At 34.8% G+C, this 14,905-nt stretch carries 12 protein-coding genes, 2 tRNA genes and 2 rRNA genes (1 of these 16 cut by a window edge); 5 read left to right on the forward strand and 11 right to left on the reverse strand.

All coding sequences use genetic code 11. The annotated features are described in order from the left end of the window. From NG655_RS06550 to NG655_RS06570, 5 genes are all read right to left on the reverse strand, one after another. Positions 1–640, reverse strand: a 23S ribosomal RNA gene (locus tag NG655_RS06550) (it extends 2,190 nt beyond the left edge of the window). 201 nt (positions 641–841) lie between these two features. After that, positions 842–915, reverse strand: a tRNA-Ala gene (locus NG655_RS06555). Positions 916–1,030: 115 nt separating this feature from the next. Then, positions 1,031–1,104, reverse strand: a tRNA-Ile gene (locus tag NG655_RS06560). Positions 1,105–1,206: 102 nt separating this feature from the next. Then, a 16S ribosomal RNA gene (locus NG655_RS06565) occupies positions 1,207–2,734 on the reverse strand. The 16S and 23S rRNA genes sit together here with 2 tRNA genes alongside, the layout of an rRNA operon. Positions 2,735–3,042: 308 nt before the next feature. Further along, a complete protein-coding gene (locus NG655_RS06570) occupies positions 3,043–3,708 on the reverse strand; it encodes a DUF4294 domain-containing protein (RefSeq protein WP_252158530.1) in 666 nt (221 codons plus the stop codon). 79 nt (positions 3,709–3,787) lie between these two features. Here NG655_RS06570 and NG655_RS06575 point away from each other — a divergent pair, with 79 nt between their 5' ends. Further along, a complete protein-coding gene (locus NG655_RS06575) occupies positions 3,788–4,876 on the forward strand; it encodes a M42 family metallopeptidase (RefSeq protein ID WP_473700867.1) in 1,089 nt (362 codons plus the stop codon). Between the two features lie 101 nt (positions 4,877–4,977). On the opposite strand, the gene NG655_RS06580 is transcribed toward NG655_RS06575, so the two are convergent. The 4 genes from NG655_RS06580 to nusB form a co-directional block, all read right to left on the reverse strand. Then, entirely contained in the window at positions 4,978–6,006 is a 1,029-nt protein-coding gene (locus NG655_RS06580; protein WP_252158532.1) for a quinone-dependent dihydroorotate dehydrogenase, read from the reverse strand. Positions 6,007–6,084: 78 nt separating this feature from the next. After that, positions 6,085–6,366, reverse strand: a complete 282-nt coding sequence (gene yajC, locus NG655_RS06585) for a preprotein translocase subunit YajC (protein ID WP_252158533.1) — start codon at positions 6,364–6,366, stop codon at positions 6,085–6,087. Positions 6,367–6,377: 11 nt separating this feature from the next. Continuing rightward, positions 6,378–6,887 (reverse strand): DUF1573 domain-containing protein, encoded by a 510-nt coding sequence (locus NG655_RS06590; RefSeq protein WP_252158534.1) that lies wholly within the window; start codon positions 6,885–6,887, stop codon positions 6,378–6,380. Between the two features lie 41 nt (positions 6,888–6,928). Next, the gene (nusB, locus tag NG655_RS06595; protein WP_252158535.1) at positions 6,929–7,873 is read right to left on the reverse strand and encodes a transcription antitermination factor NusB; all 945 of its coding nucleotides are present in this window, start codon (positions 7,871–7,873) and stop codon (positions 6,929–6,931) included. 135 nt (positions 7,874–8,008) lie between these two features. On the opposite strand from nusB, the gene NG655_RS06600 reads away from it, so the two are divergent. From NG655_RS06600 to NG655_RS06610, 3 genes are all read left to right on the forward strand, one after another. Beyond that, a complete protein-coding gene (locus NG655_RS06600; protein WP_252158536.1) occupies positions 8,009–9,763 on the forward strand; it encodes an ABC transporter ATP-binding protein in 1,755 nt (584 codons plus the stop codon). A 71-nt stretch (positions 9,764–9,834) separates the two neighbouring features. Beyond that, a complete protein-coding gene (locus NG655_RS06605) occupies positions 9,835–10,191 on the forward strand; it encodes a PUR family DNA/RNA-binding protein (RefSeq protein ID WP_252158537.1) in 357 nt (118 codons plus the stop codon). A 93-nt stretch (positions 10,192–10,284) separates the two neighbouring features. Next, the gene (locus tag NG655_RS06610) at positions 10,285–12,807 is read left to right on the forward strand and encodes a M14 metallopeptidase family protein (RefSeq protein ID WP_252158538.1); all 2,523 of its coding nucleotides are present in this window, start codon (positions 10,285–10,287) and stop codon (positions 12,805–12,807) included. 53 nt (positions 12,808–12,860) lie between these two features. On the opposite strand, the gene NG655_RS06615 is transcribed toward NG655_RS06610, so the two are convergent. Beyond that, complete coding sequence (locus tag NG655_RS06615; RefSeq protein ID WP_252158539.1) at positions 12,861–13,328, reverse strand: Mpo1 family 2-hydroxy fatty acid dioxygenase; 468 nt, start codon at positions 13,326–13,328, stop codon at positions 12,861–12,863. 47 nt (positions 13,329–13,375) lie between these two features. Between NG655_RS06615 and NG655_RS06620 the strand changes: the two genes are divergently transcribed. Beyond that, complete coding sequence (locus NG655_RS06620) at positions 13,376–13,930, forward strand: thioredoxin family protein (RefSeq protein WP_252158540.1); 555 nt, start codon at positions 13,376–13,378, stop codon at positions 13,928–13,930. 5 nt (positions 13,931–13,935) lie between these two features. Here the strand turns inward: NG655_RS06620 and NG655_RS06625 are convergent, their stop codons facing one another. Continuing rightward, complete coding sequence (locus NG655_RS06625) at positions 13,936–14,868, reverse strand: peptidylprolyl isomerase (protein ID WP_252158541.1); 933 nt, start codon at positions 14,866–14,868, stop codon at positions 13,936–13,938. Between the last annotated feature and the right edge of the window lie 37 nt (positions 14,869–14,905).

Here is a 14,905-nt window from a genome sequence, read left to right on the forward strand (position 1 = left end):
CTGAATCGATTAGCCTTGCTAGCAACGGTAACTCGTAGGCTCATTATGCAAAAGGCACGCCGTCACCCCCAAAGGGGCTCCGACCGCTTGTAAGCGTATGGTTTCAGGATCTATTTCACTCCGTTATTCACGGTTCTTTTCACCTTTCCCTCACGGTACTGGTTCACTATCGGTCTCTCAGGAGTATTTAGCCTTACCGGATGGTCCCGGCGAATTCATGCAAGGTTTCACGTGCCCCGCACTACTCAGGATACCTCTATCAATATCATTAATGTACCTATACAGGACTATCACCCTCTTTGGTTCTACTTTCCAGTAGATTCTAGTTAATAATGCATCGAATATTGAGGTCCTATTACCCCCAACTTGCCGTAACAAGTTAGGTTTGGGCTGTTCCGCGTTCGCTCGCCACTACTAGCGGATCACTTTGTTTTCTTCTCCTCCGGGTACTTAGATGTTTCAGTTCCCCGGGTTTGCTCCTCTTACGAGGTGATATGTCTTCAACATAACAGGTTGCCCCATTCGGATATCTACGGATCACAATGTATGTGCCACTCCCCGTAGCTTTTCGCAGCTTATCACGTCCTTCTTCGCCTCTGAGAGCCTAGGCATCCCCCATACGCCCTTAATTAGCCTATCGTAACTTTTCTCTTTTAGTTTTTATTACTCTAATTCTTTACTTTGCTCGTAAAAACCACTTTTTTTTGTAAAAAAATGATTGATACTTTTTATGTATCTTTTTTCAATATGTCAATGAACTTCTTTCTAATCAATGCATCTTAAAATCCCATCGATCGGTCGATAATTACCAATCTCAAAACCCTAAAACACTATAGAACCGTGGAGAATATCGGAGTCGAACCGATGACCTCCTGCGTGCAAGGCAGGCGCTCTAGCCAGCTGAGCTAATCCCCCGTATCAAAAAATCCATAGTACTCTGGACTTTAAACTTACGAGAAGCCCAACTATAGATTTTCTCTAGTGGTACTAATATCCCTTAATGCAAAAATTCCAAAAAATGGAAAATTTGTAGTCTCGGGCAGACTCGAACTGCCGACCTCTACATTATCAGTGTAGCGCTCTAACCAGCTGAGCTACGAGACTCAATTTTGGATTATTAGTGTATGTTATAAAAAAAAATGACAGCATAGAACAAAACTTTATCTTAAGAGTGTTCCTTTTTGATGATAAATCGTCTTTCTCTAGAAAGGAGGTGTTCCAGCCGCACCTTCCGGTACGGCTACCTTGTTACGACTTAGCCCCAGTTACTAGTTTTACCCTAGGCAGCTGCTTTCGCTCACCGACTTCAGGTACCCCCAGCTTCCATGGCTTGACGGGCGGTGTGTACAAGGCCCGGGAACGTATTCACCGGATCATGGCTGATATCCGATTACTAGCGATTCCAGCTTCACGCAGTCGAGTTGCAGACTGCGATCCGAACTGAGACCGGTTTTCAAGATTCGCTCCTCCTCGCGGAGTGGCTGCTCTCTGTACCGGCCATTGTAGCACGTGTGTGGCCCAGGACGTAAGGGCCGTGATGATTTGACGTCATCCCCACCTTCCTCGCGGTTTGCACCGGCAGTCTCGTTAGAGTTCCCGGCATGACCCGCTGGCAACTAACAATAGGGGTTGCGCTCGTTATAGGACTTAACCTGACACCTCACGGCACGAGCTGACGACAACCATGCAGCACCTTGTAAGTAGTCCGAAGAAAGGTCCATCTCTGGTCCATGCAACTTACATTTAAGCCCTGGTAAGGTTCCTCGCGTATCATCGAATTAAACCACATGCTCCACCGCTTGTGCGGGCCCCCGTCAATTCCTTTGAGTTTCACTCTTGCGAGCGTACTCCCCAGGTGGGTCACTTATCACTTTCGCTTAGCCACTCAACTAACCAATGTTAGTCAAACAGCTAGTGACCATCGTTTACGGCGTGGACTACCAGGGTATCTAATCCTGTTCGCTACCCACGCTTTCGTCCCTCAGTGTCAGTATATTGTTAGTGATCTGCCTTCGCAATCGGTATTCTGTGTAATATCTATGCATTTCACCGCTACACTACACATTCTAACCACTTCACAATAACTCAAGTCTATCAGTATCAAAGGCAGTTCCATAGTTAAGCTATGGGATTTCACCTCTGACTTAATAAACCACCTACGGACCCTTTAAACCCAATGATTCCGGATAACGCTTGGATCCTCCGTATTACCGCGGCTGCTGGCACGGAGTTAGCCGATCCTTATTCTTACAGTACCGTCAGCTACTTACACGTAAGTAGGTTTCTTCCTGTATAAAAGCAGTTTACAACCCATAGGGCAGTCTTCCTGCACGCGGCATGGCTGGATCAGAGTTGCCTCCATTGTCCAATATTCCTCACTGCTGCCTCCCGTAGGAGTCTGGTCCGTGTCTCAGTACCAGTGTGGGGGATCCCCCTCTCAGGGCCCCTACCTATCGTAGTCTTGGTGAGCCGTTACCTCACCAACTAACTAATAGGACGCATGCCCATCTTCTACCGCCGAAGCTTTCTTCTTAATGTAATGATACAATAAGATCGTATGGGGTATTATTCAACATTTCTATTGACTATCCCCCTGTAGAAGGTAGGTTGCATACGCGTTACGCACCCGTGCGCCGGTCGTCAGCGGAAGCAAGCTCCCCTGTTACCCCTCGACTTGCATGTGTTAAGCCTGCCGCTAGCGTTCATCCTGAGCCAGGATCAAACTCTTCGTTGTAGTTTGTTTTAATTTGTCTTACACGACTTATCCCTCAAAGGTCTCAAAATGGTTCTGTTCTAGTTTGTATATCTATTTGATACACGCTGTCATTTTTCTAATCTTTCAATGAACTTTTGCCTTAGACAACTATACTGTTGTTCTCTTTAGCGGGTGCAAATATAGAACGCTTTTTATCATTCAGCAACTACTTTTATGAAAAAAATTAAGTTTTTTTTTGACTCCGACTAAACACCCCCACAGACACCTTGAAATACAAGACATTACAGACAAGTTTTTGTGATAAAAAAAAACGAAAAAAAATGAAATTACTTTTTATCTTTCCAGATATAGTACAAGTCATCTAAATTATGACCTAAAGCTGCAGGTTGTTCTTCTAGGTATTTATCTGCAAAAGCACGTTGAAGTATATCTTCAATTAAGTAATCCTCAAAAGAATATTCTGGATTAAATTCGTCTTTTAAAGACAGCTTAAACAAAGAAGCTGTTGTTTGATACCAAAATGCTTTCCATCCTGTTCTAAGTTCTTTTACCAAATCGAATGTAGTTATACCGGTCTGTCTATGAACTAAACGTATTAATATTTTACCTTCTGAGCGTGAAAATTTTTTTAACTCTTCTTCAAATTCATCATAGATGAATTTTTCCATTCGCTTGAGATACTTTTTTCGGCTACTTTTTTTGTCGAGATTAGCAAGTCTTTTATTTAAAATAGTTAACCTTTCTGCAGCTAACTTAGCATATGGATATACTTTCAACGTTTTTCGTCTTAATATTAAGTATCTTTTTAACTCTAATTTTGACTTAAAGCGAAGAGGCTGAAACAAAACAACCTCTTTAAGAGGTATTCCATAAGTTGGAATTGAATCACCTTCTATTAAAATTAAGTCTCTGCCGAAAGTATCGCTGTTTTGAGCATACAAAACGGATCTAACTAAAATAAATAAAAGAAGGAAATAATGTTGTTTTTTCATCGGGGTCAAAAATACAAAATATTAACGGTGTAAGTTCTAGAGAATTTTAATGAATAATGTTAAATTAGCTTTGATTAAAATTAATGGAATGAAAATAATAAATGATGCTTCTCTAAAATTTTTAGAAAAATACCTTAACAATGCAGCTCCGACTGGCTATGAATCTGAAGGTCAAAAAATATGGATGGATTATTTACGCCCATATGTTGATGAATTCATAACTGACAGCTATGGTACAGCAGTAGGAGTAATAAATCCTGATGCTCCTTTTAAAGTAGTTATTGAAGGACATTCTGATGAGATTTCATGGTATGTAAACTACATTACTGATGAGGGTTTGATCTATGTAATAAGAAATGGAGGTAGTGACCATCAAATTGCTCCTTCAAAATGGGTTAACATCCACACAAAAAAAGGAATTGTAAAAGGTGTTTTTGGATGGCCTGCAATTCACACACGTAAAGGGGGAAAAGAAGAAGCTCCAAAGTTAGACAACATATGCATTGATATCGGTGCAAAAGATAAAGATGAAGTTGCAAAAATGGGAGTTCATGTTGGTTGCGTAATCACTTATCCTGACCAATTTCAAGTTTTAAATGGAAATAAATTTGTTTGTAGAGCTATTGACAACCGAGCGGGTGGCTTCATGATTGCAGAAGTCGCAAGACTTTTACATGAAAACAAAAAAGACTTACCCTTCGGATTGTATGTAACTAATTCTGTTCAAGAAGAAGTTGGTTTAAGAGGTGCCGAAATGATTACTCAAAGACTTAATCCGGACATTGCCATTGTTACTGATGTATGTCATGACACTACAACTCCTATGATAAATAAAAAGGAAGAAGGGCTAACTAAAATAGGTGATGGACCTGTTATATCGTACGCTCCAGCTGTGCACAATATTATAAGAGAAAAAATAGTTGACACTGCAGAGAAAAATAAAATTCCTTTTCAAAGATTAGCTTCCTCTAGAGTTACTGGTACAGATACCGATGCTTTTGCTTACAGCAATGGTGGGATTCCTTCAGCGTTAATTTCTCTTCCGCTAAGATACATGCATACTACGGTTGAAATGGTTCAAAAAGAAGATGTAGAGAATGTTATACGTTTAATATATGAAACACTCCTCACGATTGACCCTAAAGACTCATTGAGTTATTTTGATTAAAAGTCATTTAAGTAATTACCTTAAAAAGTCAGCAAAAGCTTGAAGCTAATGCTGACTTTTTTATTATAATTTAAAACGATAACTTTTGTTTTAAAATAACCTTATAGTGATTTTTTAAGGATAGCACGATTTATATTACGTACTGCTGCAGGACCCTCGTAAATAAAACCTGTATATAATTGAACCAGGGATGCTCCTGCTTCTAATTTTTCGATTGCATCTTCTGGGGTATGTATACCTCCTACTCCAATAATAGGGAATGAATTGTTACTTTTTTTATTTAAAAAACGAATAACCTCTGTACTTCTATTTTTTACTGGCTTACCGCTTAAACCACCTGCTTCTTTAGTAAGTGATTCTTTAGACTTTAAATTTGCTCTACTAAGTGTTGTATTGCTTGCAATAACACCATCTATCTTTACTTCGTCTATTATACTGATAATATCAAGTAATTGATCTTCGGTTAAATCAGGAGCTATTTTTAGCAATATTGGCTTTGGTTGATCTTTAAGATCATTCCTCTTTTTAAGAATCGAAAGCAGTTTAGTCAGAGGTTCTTTTTCTTGTAAAGCTCTTAGGTTTGGTGTGTTAGGTGAGCTAACATTAACCACAAAGTAATCAACATGTTCAAATAGGGCTTCAAAACAATAGATGTAGTCGTCGACGGCATTTTCATTGGGAGTAACTTTATTTTTTCCAATATTCCCACCGATTAAAATATTTGAATTCTTTTTTAATCGCTCTACAGCAGCATCTACTCCTTCATTATTAAAACCCATTCTATTAATTATTGCCTCATCTGGTATTAAACGAAAGAGTCTTTTCTTTGGATTACCAGGCTGACCTTTAGGAGTTAGTGTACCGATTTCAATAAAACCAAAACCAAAATTAGAAAGTTCTTTATATAATTTAGCATCCTTATCAAAACCTGCCGCCAGGCCAACTGGATTTTTAAATGTTAAACCAAAAACAGTACGTTCAAGCTTTGGATGTTCTACGTTATAAAGCTTTCGAATTAAAAAAGAAATACCAGGGATTTTCGAAGACCAACGGATCATCGCGAAAGAAAAGTGATGAATTTTTTCTGGATCAAAAAAGAAAAGAATTGGTTTAATTATACTGTGGTACATTTAATATATTTTTTACAAAAATAAAAAAACCAACCCGATATGGGTTGGTTTTGGTAGATAATATAAAAGAAGTTTTCTCTATTTTGTGTTGAGTTTAGCACTCATTTCCAAAGATAAAGAGGAACGTTCCATTTTAATTTTTCCTGCAAGTGTTTCCACAACGCATGTATTATCTTTATCATTTAGCTCAGCAATTTTACCGTGGATTCCACTTTTGGTAATTACACGATCCCCTTTTTTGAGATCATTCATAAATGCTTTTTCTTTTTTCTGTCTTCTTTGCTGTGGTAAAATAATAAAGAAAACAAAGATGACGAGCATCAATAATAAAAAGGGTACTTGACTAGAAAATCCTTGCATTGAAATTTAATTTAGTTTGTTTTTTGAAGACGTGCAGCTTGAGCAGCCTCACGTTGTTGTTGTTTAACTGGGTCAGGTGTAACCATTGCTTTGATTCGAATAGTTTCTCTACCTGAATTTGTGTTGGTAGTTAAAGTAACCGTTTTTTGTTGCAAGTTTGGTTTGTTACTTGAATCGAAACTTACACGGATTTTTCCACTTTCTCCTGGAGCGATTGGTAAGTTCTTTGGATATTCTGGTACAGTACATCCACAGCTACCTCTAGCATCCTGAATGATAAGATCTGATTTTCCTGTGTTTGTAAAAGTGAAAAGTGTTTCTACACGCTCTCCTTCTGTTATAACTCCAAAATCATGTTCGTTTTTATCAAATGAAATAATTGCTAAGTCAGAAACAGCTTTCGCAGTGGAAGATTCAACTGCAGTTGTTGATTCAGCTGGTGTTTTTTTGGTTTCGTTACCTCCACATGAAACAAGTGATAGCGTAACAATTGACAGGGTAATTAATAATACTTTTTTCATAGTTTTTTTAAATTCATTATTTCTCAAAAATAAGAAAAAAATTACAATAATCCTCTTCCTTGTTTGTTCATGCGATTTGATTTTTCGTACTCTTTAACTAGATTGTCTAAAACTCCATTTATAAATGAATTACTTTTTGGAGTAGAGTACTCTTTTGCTATTTCTAAATACTCATTTAAAGTTACTTTAGGTGGTATGTTTGAGAAATAAAAAAGCTCAGCAATTGCTAATTTGATTAGTATTGAATCGAGGTTGGCAATTCTTTCTGAATCCCAATTAGGGGTTTTACCATCCAATTCTTTTTGTAATTCATCTTCATTAACGATTACTTTTTCAAACAAATCAATACCAAAACTAATATCCTCTTGGCTCTCATTGTGATCGGGAAATTCTAGAGAACTTTCTGAATTTGAATCTAACCGTTTAAGTTGTTTTAACAAAAAGGTATTAACCAAAGGAAGATCGTCAATCCAAGTAATATTTTGATCCTCGAAAAAACGATACATCATATCATCTGGAGCTATTATATTCTTGAAGATTGAGGAAACAAAACTGACATCCTCTGCATCAGAAGGATTTTCTATTTCTTTATATGTTTTAAAAATATCACTCTCCAATATTTTAGAATAAATCTTTTTTACATAATCAAATTCTAAATCCCACTGATTTAACTTCTTGTTATCTATAAATTGATTTAGTTTTTTGTTCTTTGCTATGAACCGTAGACTTTTATTATTTGCAATAACTTGATGTAAAGGAGCAAATGCATCTTTTGTTCTGACCTTTGTTTTATTTATTTCGTGTTGGCTAGATGCATGCTGTTGTAATGCCTTAAAAAAAGAAAGATTAATTAGGTATAAATCAAAAACTCCGGTGAGACTTTTTTTGATAAATTTAACTTCTTCAGAAAGAGAGTTTTGATTTCCATTCGAAAGGGCATAAACTGATTGCATTATTTTAATTCGAATGTGTCTTCTTGTAAGCATGTATAAGAACTTTTATTTAGAATACAAAAATAGTGTTTTGAAAAATACTTCAACTAATTTATGTCAATTTTCTGCAAAATAATTTCCTTTTTTTGTGGTGTTACATTTATGTACCTTTGGACATCTTAAAATTCTATGAAAGAACTTAAATACCTTAACAAATACTTATACAAATACAGAGTTCGCCTATTAATGGGTATACTCATTACAGTAATAGCTAGAGTTTTTTCACTTTTTGCTCCAAGATTAATTGGAAATTCGTTGACTGCTGTTGAACGCTTTATTAAATCAGAAAGTAATTCGATTGAGGTAATTAAAGAAGAACTACTTTGGAATATAGTTATCATTGTTTCAGCTGCAGTTATTTCAGGACTTCTTACTTTTTTAATGAGGCAAACAATTATTAATGTTTCTAGGTATATTGAGTATGATCTGAAAAATGAAATCTTTGAACATTATCAAAAATTATGTTTAAGCTTTTATAAAAACAACCGTACCGGAGATTTAATGAATCGAATTAGTGAAGATGTAGGTAAAGTGCGCATGTATTTTGGACCGGCCATAATGTATAGTATCAACACCATTTCTCTTTTTGTTATTGTCATTTCATACATGGTTAGCATTGCTCCAACATTAACTGTATATACTTTATTACCGCTCCCTATTCTTTCGGTTGCTATCTATAAATTAAGCAAGGCTATTAATATTCGAAGCACTGCTGTACAAGAAACCTTATCAGATTTATCGACTTTTACTCAGGAATCGTTTAGCGGTATTGCTGTTATAAAATCTTATGGGATTCAACCTAAAATTAACAAAGATTTCAAAGTATTAACTGAATTAAGCAAAGAAAAAAATGTTGATTTAGCAAAGATTCAGGCTTGGTTTTTTCCACTTATGATCTTACTCATAGGCTTCAGTAATTTGTTGGTGATTTTTATTGGTGGAAAACAATACATCGATGGGAATCTTGAAATAGGAGTTTTGGCAGAATTTATTATTTATGTAAACATGCTTACCTGGCCAGTTGCAACTGTTGGTTGGGTTACTTCAATTGTGCAGCAAGCAGAAGCATCTCAAAAAAGAATTAATGATTTCCTTAAAGAGATTCCAAAAATAAAATCTGGTCCGTTAAATAAGTCCATCCAAAAAGGTTCAATAGAGTTTAAAAATGTGAATTTTACTTTCGAAGAAACTAAAATTCATGCTATTAAAAATATAAGTTTCAAGATAAATCCTGGAGAAACATTAGGGATTATTGGAAAAACAGGATCGGGAAAAACAACAATACTTGACTTAATAAGCAGGCTCTATGATGTAGATGAGGGGGAAGTTTTAATAGACAATATTCCTCTCAAAGAATACAACCTTACGGGAATACGCTCAGAAATAGGTTATGTCCCACAGAATCCATTTTTATTTTCGGAATCAATTGAAAGTAATATTCGATTTGGAAAGTCTGACGCTAGTTTACATGAAATAAAAGCTTCAGCAAAAAGCGCAGCAGTTTCAGATAACATTGAAGCATTCAAAGAGGGATATAATACAATCCTTGGAGAGAGAGGTGTAACCTTGTCTGGAGGACAAATTCAAAGAATTTCTATCGCTAGGGCTTTAATTAAAGATCCTAAAATTTTATTATTTGATGATTGTTTATCTGCAGTAGATGCAGATACAGAAGAAGAAATTCTTAAAAATTTAAAAATAAGTTCAGAAGAAAAAACTACCTTAATAGTGAGTCATAGAGTTTCTTCTGTAAAGGAAGCTGATTCAATTATAGTAATCGATGAAGGTCAAATGATTGAGAAAGGAACACACGACGAATTAATGAAAAAAGATGGATTTTATAAAAATTTGTATCTTAAACAAAACACAGAAAAGTATAAATAATTTTTTTTTGTTTAATAAATTTGTCACATTTATAAATTATTATCAGTTTTTATTAAACAAAAAAATAAAGGATGGAGATTAAGCAGGAGGAAATATTTTCAAAAATACTAAGAGCAGGTAGGAGAACATACTTTTTTGACGTCAGAGAAACTAAAGCTAGTGATTACTATTTAACCATCACAGAAAGTAAAAAGTTTACCAACGAAGACGGAACTTTTTTTTACAAAAAGCATAAAATATACCTTTACAAAGAAGATTTTACTGAATTCCGGGATATTCTAGGAGAAACTATAGATTTTATTATAACGCAAAGAGGGAGTGAGGTAATTAGCGAACGTCATCAAAAAGATTACAAATCAGCTCCAAAAAATGATTTTGTAAATTTAGAATCTAAAAGCTACACAGATTTAAATTTTGAAGATATTTAAATAACTTCATAATACTTTACAGATTTTTTACTGTCATTATATTTTATATCTTACAAGAACGATTTTTTTGTATGAATAAATAAATATTTTAACGTGAAAAAACTTTATTTCTTAATAGCTTTTTTGACCATTTGCTCCACGGCAATTGCTCAAACAATAGACGCTTCTTACTACTTACCTAAAAACCATTCCTACAATAAAGAAATTCCTAAACCGGAAAGTATTCTAGGATTTACTGTTGGAGAATGGCATGTTAGCCACGACAAATTATCTGAATACATGAAAGCTTTAGCCAAAGCTTCAGATAGAATATCGATTGAAAACAGAGGTTCAACTTATGAAGGAAGACCCTTATTTCTATTGACGATTACGAGTCCAAAAAATCATCAAAATCTAGAGTTTATAAAAGAACAGCATACATTACTTTCGGAACCCGAAAGTAAAAACCTCAACATAAACGATATGCCTGCGGTAGTATATCAAGGTTTTTCAATTCATGGAAATGAAGCAAGCGGAGCAAACGCAGGTTTAATGGTTGCTTATCATTTAGCCGCCTCTTTGGACCCAACCGTTGAAGAACTTTTAAATGACGTTGTTATTTTATTCGACCCAAGTTTTAACCCGGATGGATTACAACGATTTTCGCAATGGGTAAATACCCATAAAAGCAATACCCTAAATCCTGATCCAAACGACAGAGAATTTAATGAATCATGGCCAAGAGGAAGAACTAACCACTATTGGTTCGATATGAATAGAGATTGGTTGCCTGTACAATTACCGGAATCTAAGGCTAGAATTAAAAGTTTTTCTGAGTGGCTTCCCAATATATTAACAGACCATCATGAGATGGGAACCAATGCTACTTTCTTTTTTCAACCAGGAATACAATCAAGGGTTAATCCACTTACCCCTCAAATGAATCAAATCTTAACCAAAGAAATAGGTGAATTTCATGCGGAAGCACTAAACGAAATCGGGTCTTTATATTATACTGAAGAAAGTTTTGACGACTTCTACTATGGAAAAGGATCTACTTACCCGGATGTGAATGGAAGTATTGGGATTCTTTTCGAACAAGCAAGTTCGAGAGGTCATATTCAAGAAAGTGATCATGGATTATTAACATTTCCTTTTACAATTAGAAATCAGTTTAAAACAGCTTTATCTACTCTAAAAGCTGCAAAAAACATGCGTGTTAAACTCTTAAACTATCAACGTAAATTTTACGCAGATGCACTCAAAGAGTCTAATCAAAGTAAGTACAGATCTATTGTTTTTGGTAATGAAAAAGATCCTGCAACTTCCTATAGATTAGCTGAAATACTCAAACGTCATAAAATTAAAATCCACAAACTAAAAAAAGATACGCAAATTGAAGGTGAAAAGTATGCTGAAAATGCTAGTTATGTAGTTCCCCTAAATCAAAAAAAGAACAAATTAATTCATGCTATGTTTGATACTCAAACAAAATTCCAGGACAGTTTGTTTTACGACATTTCAGCATGGACATTTCCTTTGGCTTTTAACTTAAATTATTCTTTTGAGAAATCTGAAACTCTTGCAGGGGAAGAGATAAAAGAATTATCTCACGGAGAACCTGCCGATATAAAAAAATCTAGTTACGCCTATCTTTTAGAATCTAATGGGTATTATACGCCAAAATTCATTTATAAATTATTAGATGCTGGAGTGAGAATAAAAGTAGGATTAAAACCTTTTTCTATCGATGGAAATTTTTATGACTATGGAAGTATCATGATTCCAGTAGCCATACAGGACATAAACTCAGGAGAGCTTTATAACCTGATCAATGATTATTCATCTGGATTAATGTTAGATATAAAATCGGTAGAAACAGGATTAACCGAAGGTATTGACTTAGGCTCAAATAATTTTAAATCTCTACAAAAACCAAAAGTTGCATTGCTTGTTGGTGATGGAGTTAGAAGTTATGATGCAGGAGAAATTTGGCATCTAATGGATATTCAATATCAAATACCTGTAACTAAAATTGATGTTAGACAATTGAATCGAATTGACCTAAGTAGATATACACATTTTATTATTCCAAGTTATACGGGATCATTATTAAATGCTAATAAAAATAAGATTGAATCTTGGATTAAAACTGGTGGTACATTGGTTGCTTACAGAGACGCTATTAAATGGACAAACAAAGTTGAATTAACCTCTGTAAAACTAAAATCATTTAAACAGGAAGCAGAAGAAATTAATTTTGATCAAAGAAGTAATTTTCGTGGTGCTCAAAATATAGGCGGAGCTATATTCAACACCAATATTGATAGAAGTCATCCAATTAACTTTGGAATAGAACAAAATAATCTACCTCTCTTTAGAAACTCAAGAATATTTATTGATGCAGATAAACAGAGTTACAATAATCCGCTCATATACTCTCAAAACCCACTGCTGAGTGGATATATTTCAAAGGAACAATTAAATCTTTTAAAGGGATCCGTTCCTTTTAAATTCATTCGAAAAGGGAGAGGAAATATTATTCTTTTGACGGACAATACAAACTTTAGAGCATTCTGGTACGGAACGAATAAGTTGTTCGCTAATACTTTGTTTTATTCGAATTTTATGAAATAAAAAAATCCCTAGTGAGCTAATCTCCTAGGGATTTAATTTTAAAAACATTGATCTTAGTTTTTACTTTTAAATATATGATCTAAGATCCAAGCTGGCCCAACCATTAAAAATTTGACATCATCTAAGAAAGATGGTTTTTTACCTTCTATTTTATGCCCATAAAACTGAATAATCCAAGCGATTACAAAAATAACTATAGATGCTTGAAGTAAACTAAATTGAAGACTTAGCTGATAATTCCCTAAAATACACAGTATGGAAAATGACAGAATTAAAACAGTCATTTTTAAAGACAAACGAATGTAAAACACAAGTACGGGTATTAAAAAAACAACCCCCCAATTTGCATATAAAGGATCAGTAATACCGGTAGCGCTTGTAATTAAACCAGACGGAATTGACATTAATAAACCTACAACCGAAAAGAATATTGCAGGTACGCAAAAATAGTGTATAATTTTATTTGTTTTGTTTTGATGACTTTCTGCATATTTATCAAGCAGTTGTTGTAATGTTTGCATGAGTTATTTTTTTTAATGAAATTACATATAATTATTACAACTAAAAAATGGCACTTACTCCCTCAACAATGTTCCCTTTAAATAATACAGCTCCTGACTTTAATTTATTGGATGTTAATACTAATAAAAAAGTCAGTTTAAACGAACTTTCTGGAGCAGCAGGAACGCTGATTGTATTTATGTGTAATCATTGTCCTTTTGTAATTCATTTACTGGGACACTTAACAGAACTTGCTTCAGAATTAAAAGAAAAAGGAATTGAAACAATTGCTATTTCAAGTAATGATATTGAAAATTACCCTGAAGATAAACCAGAGTTTATGGCATCTTTATCTGAAGAATACTCTTTCACCTTCCCATACTTGTATGATCCCACTCAAGAAACGGCAAAAGCTTATGATGCTGCATGCACCCCTGATTTCTATTTATTTAATGAGGACAAAAAACTAGTTTATAGAGGTCGTTATGACAGCTCGCGTCCACAATCTGGAACTCCTATAACAGGAGAAGACCTCAGAGCAGCTTCATTTAATTTAATCCATAAAAAACCCATATCCGAAAATCAATTTCCGAGTATGGGTTGTAATATTAAATGGAAATAAATTCCTTATTTAAAGTCTATTAATTCTACTTCAAATTTTAATGTAGCATCTGGTGGAATAACCCCTCCTGCTCCTGCTGAACCGTAACCTAAATCCGATGGTATTATGAATATTGCTTTTGATCCTTTCGATAGTAGAGCAATTCCTTCATCCCAACCTTTAATTACTTGTCCAACACCCAAAGCAAAATCAATTGGTGCATTTCTGTTATAAGAAGAATCGAATACTGTTCCGTCTAGTAAGCTTCCTTTGTAATGAACCGAAACATTTTGACCTTGTGTTGGTTTAGCTCCAGAACCTTCTGTTTCTATTTTATAAAACAATCCAGAATCCGTTTGATCAAAACCTTGAGTTACTTCTTTTAAAGCTTCTGCTTGTGCTTTCTTTTGTTCTTCAATTAATTTTAAACGATTTGCTTCGAAATTTTCAAACGCTTCAACTGGATTAAAAGCTTCGGCTTCTGCCCCTACTCTAATAATTTCCAAAGAGTCAATCGTATCATTCTGGGCAATTGAATCAACCACGTCTTGTCCTTCAACAACAGAACCAAATACCGTATGTTTTCCGTCTAACCAAGGAGTAGCAATGTGTGTAATAAAAAACTGGCTCCCGTTAGTTCCAGGACCAGCATTTGCCATTGATAAAACACCAGGCTTGTCGTGTTTTAATTCTGGATGAAACTCATCATTAAATTGATATCCAGGACCTCCAACTCCAGATCCTTGAGGACAACCTCCCTGAATCATAAAATCTTCGATTACTCTATGAAATTTTAAACCGTCGTAATAAGGAGTCCCTTCCTCTTTGACATCATTTTTAATAGTTCCCTCTGCTAAACCTACAAAATTACCTACAGTTCCTGGAGTTTCAGAAAAAGTTAATGATAATAAAATAGATCCTTTTGGAGTAGAAAACTTAGCGTATAAACCGTCTTTCATCTTTCTAGTATTGTTTATTTTAAAGCTGCAAAGATAA

The organism is Candidatus Arcticimaribacter forsetii (assembly GCF_910589745.1).
Lineage (GTDB): Bacteria > Bacteroidota > Bacteroidia > Flavobacteriales > Flavobacteriaceae > Arcticimaribacter > Arcticimaribacter forsetii.

Excerpts from the sequence above, each read along its gene's own strand:
- NG655_RS06615 (WP_252158539.1), bottom strand. The coding sequence starts at position 13,328 with ATGCAAACATTACAACAACTGCTTGATAAATATGCAGAAAGTCATCAA.
- NG655_RS06625 (WP_252158541.1), bottom strand. The coding sequence starts at position 14,868 with ATGAAAGACGGTTTATACGCTAAGTTTTCTACTCCAAAAGGATCTATT.
- NG655_RS06600 (WP_252158536.1), top strand. The coding sequence starts at position 8,009 with ATGAAAGAACTTAAATACCTTAACAAATACTTATACAAATACAGAGTT.
- NG655_RS06590 (WP_252158534.1), bottom strand. The coding sequence starts at position 6,887 with ATGAAAAAAGTATTATTAATTACCCTGTCAATTGTTACGCTATCACTT.
- nusB (WP_252158535.1), bottom strand. The coding sequence starts at position 7,873 with ATGCTTACAAGAAGACACATTCGAATTAAAATAATGCAATCAGTTTAT.
- NG655_RS06620 (WP_252158540.1), top strand. The coding sequence starts at position 13,376 with ATGGCACTTACTCCCTCAACAATGTTCCCTTTAAATAATACAGCTCCT.
- NG655_RS06580 (WP_252158532.1), bottom strand. The coding sequence starts at position 6,006 with ATGTACCACAGTATAATTAAACCAATTCTTTTCTTTTTTGATCCAGAA.
- NG655_RS06605 (WP_252158537.1), top strand. The coding sequence starts at position 9,835 with ATGGAGATTAAGCAGGAGGAAATATTTTCAAAAATACTAAGAGCAGGT.
- NG655_RS06570 (WP_252158530.1), bottom strand. The coding sequence starts at position 3,708 with ATGAAAAAACAACATTATTTCCTTCTTTTATTTATTTTAGTTAGATCC.
- yajC (WP_252158533.1), bottom strand. The coding sequence starts at position 6,366 with ATGCAAGGATTTTCTAGTCAAGTACCCTTTTTATTATTGATGCTCGTC.